Source organism: Stieleria varia, assembly GCF_038443385.1.
Classification (GTDB): Bacteria; Planctomycetota; Planctomycetia; order Pirellulales; family Pirellulaceae; genus Stieleria; species Stieleria varia.
Genome location: NZ_CP151726.1, coordinates 9,519,965 through 9,539,089, shown reverse-complemented (window position 1 = coordinate 9,539,089; position 19,125 = coordinate 9,519,965). Strand labels below are relative to the sequence as shown.

General features: G+C 56.8%; 16 protein-coding genes. 8 read left to right on the top strand and 8 right to left on the bottom strand.

Annotated elements, in window-relative coordinates; translation table 11 throughout:
* Window positions 1–143: 143 nt before the first annotated feature.
* Window positions 144–569, bottom strand: a complete 426-nt coding sequence (locus tag Pla52nx_RS32225) for an ExbD/TolR family protein (protein ID WP_197455053.1) — start codon at window positions 567–569, stop codon at window positions 144–146.
* Between the two features lie 118 nt (window positions 570–687).
* On the opposite strand from Pla52nx_RS32225, the gene Pla52nx_RS32220 reads away from it, so the two are divergent.
* Window positions 688–1,266 carry a class I SAM-dependent methyltransferase gene (locus Pla52nx_RS32220; RefSeq protein ID WP_231742719.1) on the top strand — a complete coding sequence of 193 codons (579 nt, stop codon included), beginning with the start codon at window positions 688–690 and terminating at the stop codon, window positions 1,264–1,266.
* A gap of 287 nt (window positions 1,267–1,553) precedes the next feature.
* Here the strand turns inward: Pla52nx_RS32220 and Pla52nx_RS32215 are convergent, their stop codons facing one another.
* The 5 genes from Pla52nx_RS32215 to Pla52nx_RS32195 form a co-directional block, all read right to left on the bottom strand.
* Entirely contained in the window at window positions 1,554–2,540 is a 987-nt protein-coding gene (locus Pla52nx_RS32215; RefSeq protein WP_146523098.1) for a sugar phosphate isomerase/epimerase family protein, read from the bottom strand.
* A gap of 193 nt (window positions 2,541–2,733) precedes the next feature.
* On the bottom strand, window positions 2,734–3,186 hold the full coding sequence (locus tag Pla52nx_RS32210; protein ID WP_146523099.1) for a hypothetical protein: 453 nt from the start codon (window positions 3,184–3,186) through the stop codon (window positions 2,734–2,736).
* 529 nt (window positions 3,187–3,715) lie between these two features.
* Entirely contained in the window at window positions 3,716–4,396 is a 681-nt protein-coding gene (locus Pla52nx_RS32205) for a DUF374 domain-containing protein (RefSeq protein ID WP_146523100.1), read from the bottom strand.
* A 117-nt stretch (window positions 4,397–4,513) separates the two neighbouring features.
* Window positions 4,514–5,272, bottom strand: a complete 759-nt coding sequence (locus Pla52nx_RS32200) for a YqjF family protein (RefSeq protein ID WP_146523101.1) — start codon at window positions 5,270–5,272, stop codon at window positions 4,514–4,516.
* Between the two features lie 212 nt (window positions 5,273–5,484).
* Window positions 5,485–5,991, bottom strand: coding sequence for a hypothetical protein (locus tag Pla52nx_RS32195; RefSeq protein WP_146523102.1), 507 nt, complete (start codon window positions 5,989–5,991; stop codon window positions 5,485–5,487).
* A gap of 459 nt (window positions 5,992–6,450) precedes the next feature.
* Here Pla52nx_RS32195 and Pla52nx_RS32190 point away from each other — a divergent pair, with 459 nt between their 5' ends.
* Window positions 6,451–7,719 (top strand): LL-diaminopimelate aminotransferase, encoded by a 1,269-nt coding sequence (locus Pla52nx_RS32190; protein WP_146523103.1) that lies wholly within the window; start codon window positions 6,451–6,453, stop codon window positions 7,717–7,719.
* A gap of 519 nt (window positions 7,720–8,238) precedes the next feature.
* On the opposite strand, the gene Pla52nx_RS32185 is transcribed toward Pla52nx_RS32190, so the two are convergent.
* Entirely contained in the window at window positions 8,239–10,185 is a 1,947-nt protein-coding gene (locus Pla52nx_RS32185; RefSeq protein ID WP_146523104.1) for a serine/threonine protein kinase, read from the bottom strand.
* A 206-nt stretch (window positions 10,186–10,391) separates the two neighbouring features.
* Between Pla52nx_RS32185 and lnt the strand changes: the two genes are divergently transcribed.
* A complete protein-coding gene (lnt, locus tag Pla52nx_RS32180) occupies window positions 10,392–12,044 on the top strand; it encodes an apolipoprotein N-acyltransferase (protein ID WP_146523105.1) in 1,653 nt (550 codons plus the stop codon).
* Between the two features lie 17 nt (window positions 12,045–12,061).
* On the opposite strand, the gene Pla52nx_RS32175 is transcribed toward lnt, so the two are convergent.
* Entirely contained in the window at window positions 12,062–14,017 is a 1,956-nt protein-coding gene (locus Pla52nx_RS32175; protein WP_231742723.1) for an ATP-dependent DNA helicase, read from the bottom strand.
* A gap of 477 nt (window positions 14,018–14,494) precedes the next feature.
* Between Pla52nx_RS32175 and recA the strand changes: the two genes are divergently transcribed.
* The 5 genes from recA (at window position 14,495) to rplL (ending at window position 18,630) form a co-directional block, all read left to right on the top strand.
* Window positions 14,495–15,631 (top strand): recombinase RecA, encoded by a 1,137-nt coding sequence (recA, locus tag Pla52nx_RS32170; protein WP_146523106.1) that lies wholly within the window; start codon window positions 14,495–14,497, stop codon window positions 15,629–15,631.
* Between the two features lie 413 nt (window positions 15,632–16,044).
* Window positions 16,045–16,563 (top strand): CinA family protein, encoded by a 519-nt coding sequence (locus Pla52nx_RS32165; protein ID WP_146523107.1) that lies wholly within the window; start codon window positions 16,045–16,047, stop codon window positions 16,561–16,563.
* A gap of 286 nt (window positions 16,564–16,849) precedes the next feature.
* Entirely contained in the window at window positions 16,850–17,527 is a 678-nt protein-coding gene (rplA, locus tag Pla52nx_RS32160; RefSeq protein ID WP_146523108.1) for a 50S ribosomal protein L1, read from the top strand.
* A gap of 89 nt (window positions 17,528–17,616) precedes the next feature.
* Window positions 17,617–18,141 carry a 50S ribosomal protein L10 gene (gene rplJ, locus Pla52nx_RS32155; RefSeq protein ID WP_146523109.1) on the top strand — a complete coding sequence of 175 codons (525 nt, stop codon included), beginning with the start codon at window positions 17,617–17,619 and terminating at the stop codon, window positions 18,139–18,141.
* Between the two features lie 78 nt (window positions 18,142–18,219).
* Complete coding sequence (gene rplL / locus Pla52nx_RS32150; protein WP_146523110.1) at window positions 18,220–18,630, top strand: 50S ribosomal protein L7/L12; 411 nt, start codon at window positions 18,220–18,222, stop codon at window positions 18,628–18,630.
* The last annotated feature ends 495 nt before the right edge of the window (window positions 18,631–19,125 follow it).

The window sequence follows — 19,125 nt, the reverse complement described above, 5'->3', positions numbered from 1 at the left end:
AGGGGGCAGTGTTCTTGCAGGCAGTGATTTCACGGACGGGTCGATTGTATCGACTTGGCATCCGCAGGGACTCGCCCCATGTGGGGACATTATGAATCTACTCAAAACGCCAGCAGGATCTTTTCAGTCCCTGAATGATCTTTTTAGCGAATGTCTGCCGGATCTTGCACGGCAATGGAGACGTCAAAGACTCCTATCTGGGCGGCTGCACGCAGGATCGGCTCGACTTGGCGATACGGGACGATCGAATCGGTACGAATGCGAACGGCTGCGGCGGCACCGTCGCGAGCCAGTGCGTCTGCCATCGCCTGCCTGATCTGTGACTCCAGGACCACTTCGCCGCCCAGCCGCCACTGGGAATCGTCACCGACCGTGATGGTGAGCGATGTCGACTCGGGATCGAGCACCTGATGGCTGGCTGCGACCGGCAAATCCACCGGCAAATGGTTTTCTTGGCGTGCCATGTGGCTCGAGACCAAGAAAAAGATGATCAACAGAAACACCACATCAATCATGGGTGTCATATTGGCACCGGTGAAGCGGCCTCGTTGATGGGTGGGAACTCGCATCGTGGTAGTGTATCGGTCTGCCGGTCGGATTGGAAACCGGCCGACAACGTGCCAAGATACCAAGCCGCTGTCATCCAATCCTGCCATCAGCCACCCAGCTCACGAGTCTGTCGAAAACGTGCGAGAAACATTGACGTTCATCAAGGAGTTCCTGCGACACCCGACCCAAGTCGGCGCGATCGCGCCCAGCAGTCCGGGTTTGGTCGACGCGATGGTGGATTGGTTTCAGTGGGATCAGGCCAGAAGTGTGGTGGAGTTCGGACCTGGAACCGGCGTGTTCACCGAAGGCGTGTTGAAGTGCTTGCACCCTGAGGCAACGTTTTTTGCAATCGAACGATCACCCGAGATGGCCGCGCAAGCCCGCATGCGATGTCCCACGGCGACCATCTACGAAGACAGCGTGACGGAGCTGGATCGTCTTTGCGAACAGGAATCCATCGATCAGATCGACGCGATCATCTGTGGGTTGCCCTGGGCGTCGTTTTCTGAGTCGCTGCAGACGCAGATCATCGAAACGATGCTAAGCCGACTCAGGCCCGGCGGTCAGTTCGCGACGTTCGCCTATTGGCAAGGCGTTGTGTTGCCGGCGGGACGGAGGTTTTCACGCCGGTTGAGAGACTCGTTCTCATCGGTGGAGCGAAGCCATACCGTGTGGAGAAACCTACCGCCGGCCTTTGTGTATCGCTGCGTTCGCTAGGGCTGCGACTGCTCAAAGTTTGGGGTTGACATTGTTTTTTCAGTCCATGTTTTTGTTCCATGCATCGCAATCAAAGTGAGCCTCAGACGCTAGCCGTGGGCCGGCACCACAATCCGCCTCAGGCCCACGGCTAGCGCCTGAGGCTCACTGGGGCCGGCAGCAGGGACATGAACTTGCGCAAACCCAAAAAGACACAACACCAAACTTTGAGCAGCCCAGGACTCGTTACCTCGTCCACGACAGGTAAAGCCTCATCTGCCTCTGGCCTCAACGTCGAGCGGCGATGGCTACAAAGCGATTGCCTGTGAGACCACGGCTTTGGATTTCTCCAGACCTTCCTTAGCGACCTCCAGAGCGTCTCGTTGCCAGTACTCAGGGTTGAACAACTCAAGAGAGAACGTTCCGGTGAAACCATTGTCGATCAGGCCACGAATGATTTGCGGCAAAGCACAAACGCCGTCGCCCGGGAACACGCGGTCTTTGTCGGCGATGTCCTTTCGCGGCGGATTGTCGGGGTAGTCGTTGATGTGAAAGCAGTGCATCCGTGATGCTTCGATCATGCCGAGTGCGGAGAAGTCGCTGCCGCCTTTGTAGATGTGATAAAAATCGGGCAACACACAGGCGCTGTCGTGCTCGGCACCTGCGGCAACGTACGCCAATTCGGGCAGCTTGCTCAGTGTCGGCGAAAATCCCCACAGTTCCAGTTGAGGCACAACACCTGTCGCATCGCCTACTTCCAAAAGCGCGCGATACCGCTGGGCGATGACTTCCAATGGCGGTGAGGTGTCCTTGCCGCCATGAGCACCGATCGGTGGCGCGGCCATCCGCGTTCCACCGATGGCTTTGACCAGCTCCATGTCGCGTTTGGCTTGCTCAAGCCCCGCGGCGCGCTCCGCATCGTCGTCGACGATCCACTTGGCAAATCCGATGGCGCTGACAACGGCGAGACCTGAATCCTCGATGCGTTTCTTTAGATCGGGCAAGTTTCCACCACCCGTGACGTATTCTTCCAAGTCTCGAATCCAAGGTTCGATGCCGTCGTAGCCCGCATTGGATGCGACGTCCACTTGTTCTGTAATCGACAGTTTGTGTCCGCGGATCGTGCTGGTATTGAGCGAAAACTGAACCGGCATCTTGCCGGTCTGAGCCGCATCGGTTTGAGCCGCATCGGTTTGGGGATTGGGGGCGGGTGACGCCGAACCGGATTTGGCGAGCAAGCAAGCGGACGCTGCGGACGCGCTCGCGGCAAGGAGGAAATGACGACGGTCGATCATGGAAGGAAACGATTGGTTATGGCGGAAACAGGAGTCTTGGTTGGTCGTGATAGTCTAGTCGCAGAACGACCAGACGGGTTCCGGCGGGAATAAAAGTTATCTCGCGAAGTTTTGCACATCCAACAAAAAAAGCCGGCCACCCGAGAAAGGTGACCGGCTTGATCATCGCAATGTTGTGGTGATTCAAACCAGCTCAGCGGCTGGTTTCTTTCTTGGCCTTCTCAAAGGTCTTTTCAAAAGTCTTTTCGTTGAAAACCAGTTTTCGCTTGGCGTCGTCATCGGCGGCCTTGTCCACTTTCCCCTTGCAGCCTGCACAGCAGAAACCGACCTTGGTCTCGCCGATCATGGTGAACACTTCGGGATCGACAGGGCCGCCGCTGAAGGGACAGCCCTTTTGTGCGTACTGCTTGGTCGCAACCAATTGATGGTTGGCTTTTTCTGCAAACGGCTTGCTGTCCTTGGCAAACTTGCCCGCGCACCCGCCGCAACAGAAATAAACTTTGCCGTCCTTGTACTCAGCCGATTTCGACGCGTCGACGGGCTTGGCGGCAACGACGCACTGGATTCCTTTGAGATCCACGTCGGCGGCAAAGGCCGTTCCGGTCAGCATCACGATCGCGGCGAATGCGGTCAGTTGTTTCATCATCTCAGGAGTTCTCCGTGGTGGGTTGGCCCGAGTCAGAAAGCTCAGGTGGGAAGTCAGTTTCGACAGCAGGGACCGTATCAAAGTAAAACAGCCTGTCACAATCCCAGCCATTGTAGCGTCTGGGCCAGAGGAGGACGAATGCGAGGAAGGAGGGCTGGGCTGGGCTGCGGACGTCAACGATTGGAAACGGAAAAACGCTTGGCGGGGTACGCCATCGACTTGGAAAGTCGAGCGACAATTGTCGTTCGACTCTTCGAGTCGAAAACGAACACCACCATCCGCTTTGTGCCGCTGTTGCCGCCTGGACTGCTCAAAGTCTGGTGTTGTGTCTTTTTGGGTTTGCGCAAGTTTATGTCCCTACTGCCGGCGCAGATGGTAGCCCCAGTGAGCCTCAGGCGCTAGCCGTGGGCCTGAGGCGGATTGTGGTGCCGGCCCACGGCTAGCGCCTGAGGCTCACTCTGATTGCGATGCATGGAACGAAAACATGGAATGAAAAACAATGTCAACACCAAACTTTCAGCGGCCCCGGCTAAGCCGCGCGAGGCAATTCGATCGGCTCAGAATTCAGCAGATCAGGTGCCTCGGCAGGATCCAATTGACGCTCCAAGTCCGCAATCGCCCACTCGATGCGAGCGGAGAAATCTTCCACCGATTCTCCCAACTGGGGAAACAGTGGATCGCAAAACGTGATCTCGACCCGAGAGAAAGGCAACGGGATCTGCAGTCGATCCCAAGCCTTCTTGATGACGATCCGACGACTGGGAATCGCAATCGCGATGAGCACCGCCGCCCGTGTCTTTTGTGAAAGCTTGGCAGCACCCGGATAGACCTTGCCCCTCGGGCCACGGGGGCCATCCACCGCCAAGAATGCGGGCTGCCCGTTTTCCACATGCTCGACCAACGCCCGAAACGCAGACGCGCCTCCTTTGGATGCCCGACCACCACTGCCGCGTACCGGCACACATTTGGCATGTTGCAACGCGTTGACGATCAGCTCGCCGTCCAGCGATCGAGAAACCATCGCGCCGGTGCCCGGCTCGGCAGCAATGATGGCTCCCAATTGATGCGCGTGCAGACCGACGTAGATGTACGGCGTCCCTTGTGATTTCAACTTCGCGCGGAGATCGTTGTGGTATCGAACGCGACAGGTCCATCGCAGCCCCAAAACGACAACGCCGATCAGCCATGGCAAAAGACGCTTTATGTTCATCTCGCAAACCGTTGCTAGCAATTCAAGTTCATTGTCACGCTGGATTTGCGCGACGTGAGCATGTTGATAGACGGCGACACCCTTTGCGTAAAGGCAGATTGATGAATGTCGTTGATATCAAATCTTGTGAATCCACCACGCATGAACGTGGATGTCTTTGACGAACAGCAAATGCGGGTCACCGGGCAACGGCAAACCGATGGGATCGCACAGCGTGTTTTCTGAAATCCGACAGGTCGCATTTTGCAGCGGCCACGGGTCGTGATCGATTTCGCCGCGATAGATCGGTGATGCCGCATCACCCTGTTTGCGCCAACGCGAGCTGTACAGGCAGTATCGTGCGGTCAGCCAATGTTCCAACGTCGCCGGCTGTGCGTGCCAGACCGGCCCCTGAGGTTGATAGGACGCTATGAATCGTGCCGGTGGCTCGCCCCGATGCGTTCTGTGGGAAGAGTATTGATAGGTGCCGTTGTCGATTCGCAGTGACATCTCGGCATCCATGTAGGGCAATGCAAAGGCCAGTCGGGCGGCACGGACAGCCAGCCGGTTGGCCGCGTCGAGCGAAAAGAACCAGACACCGGGCTTGCCGTCATAGGTGACGTAGGTCCGCACGTTCAATTCGGGAAACGCGCTGATGCCGGGAAGTGCGGGAATGCATCGAGGCGCGACGTCGGACATGCGAAAGGGAACGACCCCGATCCATGCTTGGCCATCATAGAGATCCAATTCGAGCGGCTCGGGAATGATGGCTCGCAAACTCTGAGCATCAACAGGCCAATGGGCAAACAGCAGGTCATGCCATCCCATTCGCATTGCCCAAGGAGTACGTGGCAGTGGCCACGTGCGATCAGAATGAGTGTAGGGTGAGTCGTTCATGTGGGCTTGGATTTTGGTTCGCGTAGTGGATTTCGCCAGAAATCCGTAACGGCAGGAATTCTGGCGAATCCCATTACGGGACGCTCCAATAGATAGGTCGTTGCTCTTTGGTCAAGTTGGCAACTGCGCACACGAAAAAACGCCCGCGTGATGAATCACGCGGGCGTTCGAGACGCTGGCAAGCTTCTTGAGCGATGGATACCGTGCTGCGATCAATGATGCAGCAGCGTATGTTTCAACCACGCCATCTTCTTCTGCTCCAAAGCCCACAACTTGTGCAGACAAGATTTGGGAGGAGCCGCATGATGATGGTGATGATGGTGGGGCGTTACCGCCTGAGCCGCGGTCGTCGACGGAGCCGTTTCTGAAACCATGACAGGGTCGGGCAAGTTCGAGGCGTCCGGTTCAGGGATCGGAATCTGATCCGCTGCCGGCATCGCTTGATCGTCCAACGCAGGCTCGGGCAACGGAGTCAGCACGGGGGCGGGCGGCATAGGAGCATTGTCGGACAGTGCCCCATCAGGCAGTGCCCCATCAGGCAGTGCCCCATCAGTCAGAGGGGCGGCTTGATCGACGATCGTCGCTGCCGATCCCGCTGCTGCCCCGCCGTCTTGTTGGGCGACCAGAACGGACGGTTGGTTGTCGTACCAACCGGCGTCGGCTTGTTGGCTGGTGACCAAAACAGCCAATGCCGCCGAGAGATAAAAGATATTTTTCATGGAGACGAAACTCCTTTTCGATTCGTGGAAGGCGAAGGCCGAACTCGAATCCCATTGGAAGTGACTGTTGAGATGACTCAGCAACAGGTCTCAGGGATGGGGCTCGCGTCGACACGATAACATTCCCGCCGGATAGTGCGATGCAATGGCGGTTTCCAGCATTTTCGATGAATCAAACCAGATCGGTTTCGCCCAGATCCGGCTGTGCCAATTTGATGCGACCCCTCCGTGAGTGACGATGATGCGGCTCGGGGAAGCTGCCCGGCGGGCGGACGGTTAAGATTTGCAAAGGATATCGTCCTGCGCGGCTACTTGTCGTAAATCCACGACGGAAATACCCTGCTGGGGTCGTCACCGGGTTGCCCCGCTGGCTGGCTGGCTGGCTGGTGGTCGCCCTGAAGGACGACTTGCCAGAAACGACGATACCGTTGGATTTCTTTCCCCCTGTAGATTGCTGCCATGTCGACCGCTTCAGAAAACGCTCACGAGACGACCGTCACCGATCCCTATTTCCAGTCGCTCTTTGCCGAGCGAATCGGAGGTGCCAACTATGGCAAGGGCACCGAGATCTACAAGTTTGAAAAAATCAAACGCGCCAAGCGGAATGCGATGGCGGCACATCCCGACCGAAAGCTGCTTGATTTTGGGATCGGGGAAAACGATTCCATGGCCGATGAATCGGTTCGCAATGTGATGGCAGCGGAAATCAACCGCGTTGAAAACCGCGGATACGCCGACAACGGCGTCATCGAGTACAAGCAAGCCGCAGCTCGTTTCATGAAGCGACATTTCGGCGTCGAGCTGAATCCTGCAACGCAAATCAATCACTGTATCGGCAGCAAACCGGCCTACGCGATGTTGCCCGCGTGTTTCATCAACCCTGGCGATATCACGATGATGACCGTTCCCGGCTATCCCGTCGCCGGCACGCACACGAGGTACTACGGCGGAGAAGTGTATCGATTGCCGCTGTTGGCCGAGAACGATTTCCTGCCGGACTTGGATTCGGTGCCCGAGGACATCTATCGTCGCACCAAGATGCTGGTGATCAACTATCCCAATTCACCGACGGGCAAGACGGCACCGCCTGAGTTCTTTGAAAAGGTCGTCGCCTTGGCCAAAGAAAAACAGTTCATCGTGGTCCACGACGCTGCCCACATCATGCTGACGTTCGACGGCAAGCCTCGCAGCTTTTTGGAAACGCCCGGCGCATTGGATGTCGGTGTCGAGGCGCACAGCATGAGCAAGGGCTATGACATGATCGGCTGGCGGATGGGATTCGTGTGCGGACACGAACGAATCGTTTCCGCCTTTGCCGATGTCAAAGACAACAGCGACAGCGGGCAGTTCATCGCCACACAAAAAGCCGCCGCGGCCGCGTTGGACGACGATTCGATCCCCGAGCGGATCAATGCCAAGTATCGACGCCGGATGCAAAAACTCGTCGAAACGCTGCGTGAATGCGGCTTCCAATGCGAAATGCCCGGCGGCAGCTACTTTCTGTACGTCAAGTCGCCCAGCGGAACCAAGTCCGGCGAATCCTTTGCCGCAGCGGAAGACGCGACGCGTTATTTGATCGAGCAGTTCGGCATCGTGACCGTGCCGTGGGACGACGCCGGATCGTTCCTGCGATTCAGCGTGACCTACGTGGCACCGACGCTGGCAGAGGAAGACGCGTTGATGGCGGAAACCAAACAACGTCTGGGTGACGCCGGATTGGTTTGGTAACTGGCGGGCAAGTGCCTGGGCTGTTCAAAGTTTGGGGTTGTGTCTTTTTGGGTTTGCGCAAGTTTATGTCCATGCTGCCGGCGCAGCTGGTCGCCCCAGTGAGCCTCAGGCGCTAGCCGTGGGCCTGAGGCGGATTGTGGTGCCGGCCCACGGCTAGCGCCTGAGGCTCACTTTGATTTCGATGCATGGGACAAAAACATGGACTGAAAAAACAATGTCAACACCAAATTTTGAACAGCCCAGGGCAATGCGCGCCGGTTGAACAATTCAGTGAGGTTTGCACAGTGTAGGCCCCCTCCCGGATCTTGCTTCGCTCGATCCGACCTCCTCCAGCTGCGGAGACTGCTGACTTAATCGAAACCAGGAACCCAGGTGAGCCGTGGGCCGTAAGGCACCGGGCAATGCGGTAGGCCCGGCCGCTTACGCGTCACGGCTCACTAAGTCAGCATTCTCCAGCGCCGGAGCACGTGGCAGCAACCTGCGGATCGCCGCAGTGCCACAAAACCAACTTTCGCATCGTCACCGATTGAGTTGATCGCGTGCGGCCTGGACCGCCGGGGCGGCCCAAGCTTCGTCTTCATAGAGTTTGATGATCGCCCTCAAACGCTCCATCGATTCCTCTTTGGGCAACTCCATCGCGCTGCCCACGCGAGAGAGCAGCTCGTCCAGCCTCCGTTCGTTCTCTGCGGCGGGACGATCTCGTTTCAACCGTGCGAGCTCAAACTCGGCCAGCGTCTGCAGCTCCGTGCGAGGGTCTGCGGCAGTCATGTCCGGGTCGACAAAGACGCTGAGCCACTGCTGTAGTTTTTCTTGAGCTTGATCCGGTTCGGTGCGTCGCAATTCCATTGCGGCCAGGAACTCCGTTTCATAAACCGGAGGCTGTGAGGTTCTGATTTTGGACTGCAATCGCAGCCGACGCAGTGTGCCGTCGAGCTGGTAGGATTGACGCAGTTCAGACAGTTCGTCGACCCGTGGATGTTGTGGATGGAGTTTCAGAAAACGCTCGATGTCTCGTTGGGCTTCGTCTGTTTGGCCGGCCGCAACGGCGTTGTCGATCGTTGCCAGCAACTGATCTGCGGTCGGTTTTCGCATCGCGTAAAACACAGCGACGATCGCGAGAATCAAGCCGATCACCAAAGCCGCGATCGAAAAAACGTGTTTGGCTTTGCCGTCGCTTTCGACGTTCGTTGTGCGAAAGAAGCCGCCGTCGGTGTCGGAATCGGCAACGGTTTGGAAATGCGTGTCCCTGGTTCCCATGTAGGCATCGTCGGTCGCTTCGTTTTCCGAGCGGCCGGTCGTGAATCCCGTTCCAGTTTGCGGCGTTTTCGTGGCCTTGCCGATCATTGGCAGCGTGTTGTCCCCAGGGGCGGCACCGGGCTCGTGCACTGTTCCGGCCGATGGATCCGCTGTCCCGGCCGACGGATCGGCTGACATTTGCCGTTGGTTTTCCAGTCGCGTCAGTGGCCCTTTCTTTGCATTTCCTGTATGAACATTGGTTTGATTGTCATGAGGACGTGTAGCGGCGGACCCGGTGGAGTCTAGACCTGCAATTGCTTCGTCGCTGAGATCAATCCCATGGGTGCGGATCTCGACATGCGGTTCCTCAATTCCGGTATCGAGGTTGTCGCCATTGAGGGTCATCTGACGGCTCAAACCGGCACGCATTGCCTTGAGTCGGTTGTTGACCGCCAGGGCTGTCGGGGGGCGATCCGCAGGGTCTTTGGCGAGCAGATGATGGACGATCTGAACAATGTCCTCCGGCAATTCGGGATCGATCAAATCCAGCGGCGCGGGGTCTTTGGATTTCACCATCTCGATGACCTGCGAGACCGTCTTGCCACGAAACGGCGGCCTGCCACACAGCATCGCGTACATCACGCAGCCCAACGCATACAAATCCACACGCGAGGTGATGCCTGCGCCCGTGGCTTGTTCAGGTGCCATGTAGTCGGCGGTGCCCAACACGGAGCCTTCGGCGGTTTGTTCGTGGCCAAAGATTTTCGCGATGCCAAAATCCACCAGCTTGATTTCGCCGCTGGGCGTCAAAACCAAATTGGCGGGTTTGAGGTCGCGGTGAATGACCCCCAAGTCATGGGCGTGCTTCAACGCCGAGCAGACTTGGATCGCGACGTCCAAAACAAACATCCACGGCAACCGTTTTTCTCGCTTCAGCCTGGCGAGCAACGATTCTCCTTGGACCAGTTCCATGGAGTAGAAAAGCCGACCTTCTTGTTCGCCATAGCCGATCAGGCGAACGATGTTGGGATGCCGCAGTCGCTTCAGTGTTTCGACTTCCGCGTCAAACCGACGACGAAATCGCATCTCATCGGAAACATGCTCCGCGATCAGTTTCACCGCCACTCGCTCGCCGGTCTTTTCGTGGACCCCGGCATAAACAGTGCCCATGCCGCCTCGCCCGAGTTTTTCGCCGATGCGATAAGGTCCCAAAAATTCTGGCGAATCCATGTCGTTGACTGGAGATTGGAGGAGCGGAAAAAGAGTCGTCGAGGCGGCGAACCGTGCTGCGTTGAGTGAAGCAGTGCGTGAAGTATAGGACCGCGACGCAAGTGGGGCGGTGCCGGTGTCAGCCTGCCATCAATTTAGCATGGTTGAGTCCTCCGCTTGAAAATATCCCAATATCGCCCGGCGGGCGGTTTTTCTAACATGCCGCCATGAACCTCCCCGATTCCCCACCTGATTCACGCAAGTACGCCCTGTTGGGGGCGGTCTTGCTGTGGTGCTCGCAGCCGCCGCTCGGATTTTGGCCCCTGGCGTTCGTCGCGTTGATTCCCTGGATGCACTGCGGCGAGTCGATTTCCAGCACGAGACGCGACTACCTGTATTTGTACGCGGCGGCGGCTCTGTACTGGCTGGTCAGCCTACAAGGACTTCGCCACGCCAATCCGCTGATCTATCCATGTTGGATCGCACTTGCCTGTTACTTGGCCGTTTATCCCGTCGCAGCGATCGCGGTGACTCGACGACTGCGTCGGTGGTCGGTGCCGATGTTCCTCGCATTCCCGATCGCTTGGGTCGGTGCCGAGTGGGTTCGCAACTACATGTTGACGGGGATCTCCGCCGCGATGCTCGGGCACACGATGGCCGACATCCCGACGATGATCCAGATCGCGGACCTTGGTGGGACCTACGCGGTCAGTTTTGTCATCGCATTAGTGAGCGCCGCGATGTACCAGCTATGGCGAGAGAGAGACAAAAACGGGATCGCTGCGTTTGCAGTTGCGGCGATCCTGTTGGGTGCAACGCTTGGCTACGGTCGCTATCGGTTGTCGCAACCCACACGCAACGGCTCCACGGTGTTTGCTTTGGTGCAACGCGGCGAGCCGGTGGAGTACGAACAAGACAAAAAGCGCGCGTTGGAAATCTTTGACGCCTATGTCCGTCAATCCGCACAGGCCGTCCAACAGGCTGACCAAATCGTCGATGTCGTGGTTTGGCCGGAGTCGATGTTCACGGCCGACTTGCCCTGGATCGACGGAGATGGTTCAGCGGAGATCGCCGCGACCGAGAATCTGACGGCGACGGAGTTGACCAGTTTATTGAATCAACAACGAGCCGCGTTTGAGTTCCGTGCGCGACGTGTTCAAGAACAGATTGCCGGTAAAGCAGACACGCTGCCGCAACTGATCGTCGGCTGTGGGGTGCTACGTGTCGAGCAGCAACAAGACATCTTCAGCGGTGTGGTCCACGTCGACCAGCAATCGCGTGTCGCCCAGTGGTACGGCAAGAATCACTTGGTGATGTTCGGTGAATACGTTCCGTTGATCGGGCACATCCCGTCACTGCACGCTTTGATACCGATGGTCACCTCAGGCGACGGACCACGGCGATTTGACGTCGGCTCGACCACTGTGGCACCCAACTTGTGCATCGAGACCGCTGTGGAGCGTGTGACCATCAGGCATGTTTCCCAGTTGCGATCCGACAATGGTGGTGCACCAGAGGTCATCGTCACGGTGACCAACGATGGTTGGTTCGACGACTCGGCCGTGATCGATCATCATCAACGTTGCGCCCAATTGGTTGCGGTGGGATGTCGACGCCCGATCCTGTCGGCGGCGAACAACGGGCCGACGGTTTGGATCGACAGTTGCGGTCGGATCATCGACTCTGTTCCGCGTGGTGACGACGGCGCGGTGATTGCGAAACCGCGTCTGGATGACCGGACAAGCCTTTACGTTCGCATCGGCGACTGGCCGGCCACCATGATCGGCATGGTCTTCAGCATCGCGTGGCTTAAGATTCTCGTCGATGGCGTCAAGCAATGGCGTGCCAATCGAAGAGGTCGCCGGTCATCGGTGGCGTGAAAGAAAGGTAACGTCGCCTACTTTCGTTTCGTCGACGTTTTCTGCTTGGGGACTTTGGAGACAAAGTGCACCGGCATTTTGGGCAGTGGCTCCAGGAAAGTCTTTCCGTAGGGCTTCGTCGCGATCCTGGGATCGAGCACTACGACCATACCGGAGTCTTGACGTGTGCGGATCAGACGCCCAAAACCCTGCCGAAACTTGATCACCGCTTCGGGCAGTTGATAGTCGGCAAATGGGTTTCCGCCTGAGGCGCGGATGGCATCCAGCCTTGCTTCCAACAAAGGATGATTGGGAACCGCGAACGGCAGCTTGGTGATGATCACGTTGGTCAGCGCGTCTCCGGGCACATCGACGCCCTGCCAAAAGCTATCCGTGCCGAACAGGATGCCGCGTGGATTTGCGCGGAACTGATCCAACAGCTGACTTCGCTGCACATCGCCGCCTTGCGTGTACAGCTCAAGTCCCTCATCGATCATCCAACGACTCAACGACTCGGCGCATCGTTTCAATAAGTCATAGCTGGTGAACAAGACAAAGGCATGGCCGTCGGTGTGACCGGCAAATCGCTTGATCTGTTCGGGCAACAGTTTCTCGAACGCGTCACGTTCACGAGAGGGATCGGGCAAGTCACGAACGACGACCAGTTGGCATTGTTTTTCGTAATCAAAGGGGCTGCCCACACGAACGGAGAGCCCTCCGGTAAGCCCGATCCGGGATCGAAAGAACTGGAACTTGTCGTCATCACCCGTGGCGAGCGTCGCACTGGTCATGATCACGCTCTTGATCGTATCGGACTGGAAAAGTGTCTCACGCAACGATTGCCCCACATCGATCGGCGAGGACGCCAGGGTCACCCGTTCGCCTCCGCGACGCATCGCGGTCTTTTCCAACCAGTAGACCGAATCGGATTGCGATTGCGTGATCCACAACTGCAATGAATCCGCCAGCACGAGCAAGCGATCACGTGCCGACTCAAACTCCTTGCGCTCGGATTCGTTCTTCTCTCCGTCAGCCTGCTGGGACAGCTTTCGCGCCAGGGCACGCATGGGTTCGGAAAGCGGGTTGTCGACCAAGTCGGGATGATGCACACGTCCGTTTTCTTGACCGTGACGTTTCCACCAGTCCAAGATGTCGGCAAAGAACTCGCTGTGTGCGAAACGCAATCGATCGACTTCGCCTTGCAGGCCGCGAAGCTGCTTGTCGACAAGCAAACCCTTTTGTTTTTGATCGTTGTACAGGCGATCAAACAAATAGGTGAACTGACCGCTGGTCAACCGCAGACCCAAATGATCGCTGGCAACGGACTCGATCGTGTGGCATTCGTCCAAGATGACAGCGTCGTAGTCGGGCAATAGCGAGACGCCATCGCGACGCAACGCGAGATCGCTAAAGAACATCGCGTGGTTGACGATCAGCAACTGGGCATGACTGGCTCGTCGTCGAGCTTTGAAATAAAAGCAGTCTTTGAAGGTCGGGCAGTTTTGCCGAAGACAATTGCCCGTGTCACTGCCCACTTCGTCCCAGACTTGGCCGTCCGGTTTGATCGGCAGCGTGGCGCGAGTCCCGTCGGTCGTGGTCTTGGACCATTTTTGGATCTCCCGCATTTGCGCGTATTGAACATCGGACGTCAGTAGCGAAGTCATCTTGCCCAACGTCCGATCCAGACGACGCAACGAGATGTAATTGCTGCGTCCTTTGACCAACACCGCGGAAAACTCGCGAGGGATCACGCTGTTGATCAAAGGAACGTCTTTGGCGAGCAGTTGTTCTTGCAGACTGATCGTATGCGTGGAAATCAGGATTCGCGGTCGGCGAGGTTTTTCGTTGGGCTTGGCAGGGTTGATCAACGTCGTGCTATCGGTGGCATGCAAGACAGCCGGGATCAGATAGGCAAAGCTCTTTCCTGTTCCCGTGCCTGCTTCGGCGATCAAGTGCTTCTTTTCCGCCAGCGCTTGAGCTACCGCGTTGGCCATTTCAAGCTGTGCGGCGCGTGGCTCGTAGTTGGCCAGACGTCGTGAGATCAATCCGCCCGCGCCGAGCACCGTGTCAACGGTCAACGGCTCAGAGTCATCGTTCGGCTGGGAGGATTCATCACTCAATTCAATGGTCTCTTTGATCCAGAGGCGTTGCCGATCAGTGTTTCGCCATCATGGCTTGTCAGAGGCTGTTTCCGATAGGGTGACAACGATTGCGACAGTTGCTGTTAAGCTAGGCAGTCTTTGTCGGGCAGCGTAGGGGGATATCGGGACTTCGATCATAGCTTTTTCCAGGTTACAGCGTCACCGGACCAGACGTGTCCTCAGGATCGCGAATACTACTTGTGTCAAAGCTTGGTGAGGTTCGATAAGAGTCGACCGCCAGCAAGAGGGTTCATTTGGTTGCCGTTATCTCCACAGATCGCTACCATGACCATCTCGTTCTACATGTCACTGCTCGGGGAGATTTAATTGATGGCAAAGAAAACAAAAGCACCGACCAAATCAAAGAAGCCTGCTGTCGATCCAAAACTCAAAGCAGTGTTGGAACGCGAACCGGGACTGAAGACCACGCTGGAGCAGATCGACAAAGCGTTCGGCGAAGGCTCGATCATGCCTTTGGGTGCGTCGCACTGCTTGACAATCGAAGGCATCCCGACGGGAAGTCTGAGTTTGGACATGGCGTTGGGCGGCCAAGGCATCCCACGTGGCCGAATCATCGAAATCTATGGCCCAGAGTCCAGCGGTAAAACGACGCTGGCCTTGCACGTTTGTGCGGAAGCACAAAAGCAGGAAGGGATCGCGGCGATCATCGATGCCGAACACGCTTTCGACCCCAGTTGGGCCAAGAAGCTCGGTGTCGAACTGGACACCTTGTTGGTCAGCCAGCCCAGCAGTGGTGAAGAAGCCATGCAGATCTGCGAAATGCTGATCAAGAGCAACGCGGTCGATGTGATCGTGATCGACTCGGTCGCGGCATTGGTTCCCAAGAAAGAATTGGAAGGCGAAATCGGCGACAGCCACGTCGGCTTGCAAGCTCGCTTGATGAGCCAGTCGATGCGAAAGCTGACCGGAGCGATCGCCAAGAGCAAGTGCGCGGTGATCTTCATCAACCAGATCCGTGAAAAGGTCGGTGTGATGTTCGGCAGCCCCGAAACGACTCCCGGTGGTCGTGCCTTGAAGTTCTACGCTTCCTGCCGAATCGATGTGCGTCGCACCGGTGCACTGAAGGATGGCGAGGAGCAAGTCGGTCAACGTGTGAAAGCAAAGATCGTCAAGAACAAGGTTGCACCTCCGTTCCGAGTTGCTGAGTTCGACATGATGCACTCCAACGGCATCAGCTACGAAGGCGACTTGTTGGATCTGGGTGCCACCCACGGTGTCGTCACCCGCAGCGGGGCGTGGTTCAAATATGGTGAGACCTATTTGGGTCAAGGAAAGGAAAAGGCTCGTAATTTCCTGATCGAGAACGTCGATGTCCGCGATGAAATCACCCAAAAGGTGATGGCAGCAGGCGGATTCGCGGCACCATTGGACGACGAAGCCGTGATGACCGACGACGCCGAAGCGCTGGACAGCGAAGAAGTCGGCGAAGAAATCTCCAATAGCTGATCTACAGTGGGCGGTGTCAGACGCCCATGAGATGACTCGTTTGCGAATCGTTTTGCCAAGCCGTCCGCGCCCCGCCGCGGGCGGCTTTTTTTCATGGAACCGTGGGGTGGATTCTTAGGTCGTCGGGTTATGAAAAGCAATCTGCATTTCCCAGCGGTGACGTAACTCATTGTCGAGAATCTGCTTGCGCTAAAATCAATCATCCGCATGAATAATTCGGGCTAACCTTCGGCGACGGGTGAATAGAACTTGGGACATTATTGCGGTGAATCAAAACACTCTGCGTCTATTAGCCGCCACGCGATAGCGTCCGGTTCTTACGCCTATACTCGGAAACCGCGCGTTCTCTATCGCGCTGTGGCCAATGAGCAATCGAATCAAAAGCCGATCCTTTTCCCCACCTCCCATCGCCCATGACAACAACTTCAGCAAGCGATCTGAAGCAAGCGGCATTGCTTTTGGCCGAGCAACTCGCAGGATCACGGACTCAATTGGTCCTCGCGGAAAGCTGCACGGCGGGGTTGGCTGCGGCCAGCTTGGCAACTGTCCCCGGAATCTCCTCTTGGCTCTGCGGCTCGGCAGTGGTCTATCAAGAGGCCACGAAGTCGCAGTGGTTGGAGGTGTCACCTGAGATCTTGAACCAATTCACGGCGGTCAGCCCCCAAGTAGCCCAGCAAATGGCAGTGGGAGCGTTGCGAAATACCCGCCAAGCCGACATCGCGGGCTCGATCACCGGGCACCTGGGGCCGGGGGCGCCGCCAGAGCAGGACGGTCAGGTCTTCATCGGGTTTGCCCGTCGAACAAACGGCGACATCGAGGCGTCCACGATCGGCATTCGGCTCCGAGCGAAGGCTCGGGAAGACCGCCAAGTCGAAGCAGCCCGGGAGTTACTCGGGCACATCCTCGGTCACTTGAAGCCGCATTCCAGATAGCTGGTATCCTGTTGCCGTCGTCGGATCCACCACAATCACTCAGCCAAAACCGAGTTTTGCCCTCATTTTTCGGCCCCCATCTTGCGTCCGAGAGCCGATTCGACAAAAAAGTCGCCTCGTTGCGGTGTTTTGGCGTTGACGGCATCGCCGAAATTCGCAACATTCCCCATCCTCTCAGCCGATAAGAGCTGAGATGAAGTGGGAGAATTTGCCGCCGCTGGGCTTGTCGTTCCGGCGGGACTGGTGATTTTGCTAAAACCACCCGACCAACTCGAGTCGTGAAAATATGGGTAAAAAATCAAAGCGCTACCGCGCTGCTATCAAAAAACAGCCATCCAGCTTGCTTCCTCTCAGTGAGGCAGTTGAGGCTCTCAAGAAATACGATTCGACCAAGTTTGATCAAACGGTCGAAATCCACATGCGTCTGGGTGTTGATCCCAATCAAGCCGATCAGATCATTCGCGGCAGCTTGGTTCTGCCCCACGGGATTGGAAAGACGCAGCGGGTTGTCGTTTTCGCCAAAGGCGACGCCGCCAAAGCCGCTGAGCAAGCCGGTGCCGATGAGGTCGGACAGGATGACTTGGCCAAGAAGATCAAAGACGGCTGGACAGACTTTGATGTTTGTATCGCTGCACCCGACATGATGGGGCTGGTCGGTCCTTTGGGACGTGTACTCGGTCCCCGTGGTTTGATGCCCAGCCCACGTGCCGGAACCGTGACCCCTGATGTCGCCAAGGTGGTTGGTGAGTACAAGGCGGGTAAGGTTGAATTCCGAAATGACAAGGGCGGAAACGTCCATGCGATGGTCGGAAAGATCAGCTTTGACACCCCCAAGCTTGTCGATAATATCAACGCATTCATCAAGTTCGTTGACAGCCTCAAGCCGCAGGCCGTCAAAGGAACTTACGTCAAAGGCGTAGCGATTTGTGCGACGATGAGCCCCAGTGTTCGTGTTGCTTGCTAACGAGTACTGCTCAGTCATCTTCACAGCGTTGAACTTGACACAGCGGACCCCAACAAAACCATTCGCGAATCTCGCAGTGAACCTATCCGATGAGTAAATACGTCAAACAACTCGTGACCCGCGATATCCAGCGGCGACTCGACGGTGTCAAAGACGCCGTGCTGGTCACCTATCCTGGAATGGATGCCAACACGACCAACGAACTACGCACTGAATTGGCGAGCAAGAACATCACCTTGGTCGTCGTTAAGAAATCGCTTGCTCGCCGAGCAACCGAGGGAACCTCACTGGCTCCTGCCTTCGAAGGCGCAGCGGGCCAAGTCGCTGTGTGCTTTGGTGGCGACGACTTCGTCTCGCTGGTCAAAGAAATCGTTCGACTGGATAAAGACAAAGATAAATTCGATGTCTTTAAAACCAGCGGCGGTGTCATGGATGGCGAAGCCCTCGATGCCGAAGGCGTTCGTGCGGTCAGTAAATGGCCATCCCGCGAAGAACAGATTTCGATGCTGGTTGGACAGATTCTCGGCCCTGGAGCCCGACTGTCCGCCGCGATGCTTGGCCCCGGCAAGAAGCTCAACAGCCAAATCAAGCAGATCGGCGACGGCGACGAGTGATTCGCCAGAAGCTGAAACCAACACCCTCCCTTTTCTTCTTTACAAACAACCGTCCATCCGTTTTTTGAGGTAAGTGATATGTCCGAAGAAGCAACCGCAGTCGCTGAGTTCAGCGCCGAAGCAAAAGAAATGGGCGACAAGATCGCCGAATTGACCCTGAAGCAAGCCAAAGAGTTGAGCGACTACCTCAAAGACGTGCACGGCATCGAGCCTGCCGCCGGTGGTGGCGCAATCATGATGGCCGGTCCCGCTGCGACTGAAGAAGCCGCTGCTGAGCAAACCGAGTTCGACGTCATCCTGACCGGTTTCGGCGACAAGAAGCTCAACGTCGTCAAGGTCGTCAAGAACCTCACCGGTGCTTCGCTGATGGAAGCCAAGAAGATGGTCGAAGGCGTTCCTGCAACGCTCAAAGAAGGCGTTTCGAAAGAAGACGCCGACAAGATCAAGGCAGAAATCGAAGAAGCCGGCGGAAGCATCGAACTCAAGTAGTTCCGCTCCCCTCTCAAAGCCTCTTAAAACAACAGCTCGAACTCTTCGCTATTGGCGAGTTCGAGCTTTTTGCTGCGCGATAACCCGGCTGATATGCGCAGACTGTTTTCGTGCCAATCCGCGTAAACCGTTTGGTGCAAACGTATTGCGAAGGCTGTAGTCAGTGGCGTGAATAATCCGGGCTAAGAGTGTCCAAGGATTGTCACTGGATTCATCAGCCACAGTGCCATAGAGAGCGTCCCGCTTAGCATGGTTGTGCTATCAAACGCTGGACGGGAGCCATAGCCGCTGGCCGTCAGACCACGGGTTTTACGCACAGGGCTGTTCAAGACTTGGGGATTGGCATGCGCATCCTTTCTCCCTACGCCGAAGACGCTTGACAGCATAGCCCAGGGTCAAAGCCGTCATTCGCCTTGGCGAATGACGCTGCAACCCTGGGTACGGACTGGGCTATGTCCCTACTGCCGGCGCAGCTGGTAGCCCCAGTGAGCCTCA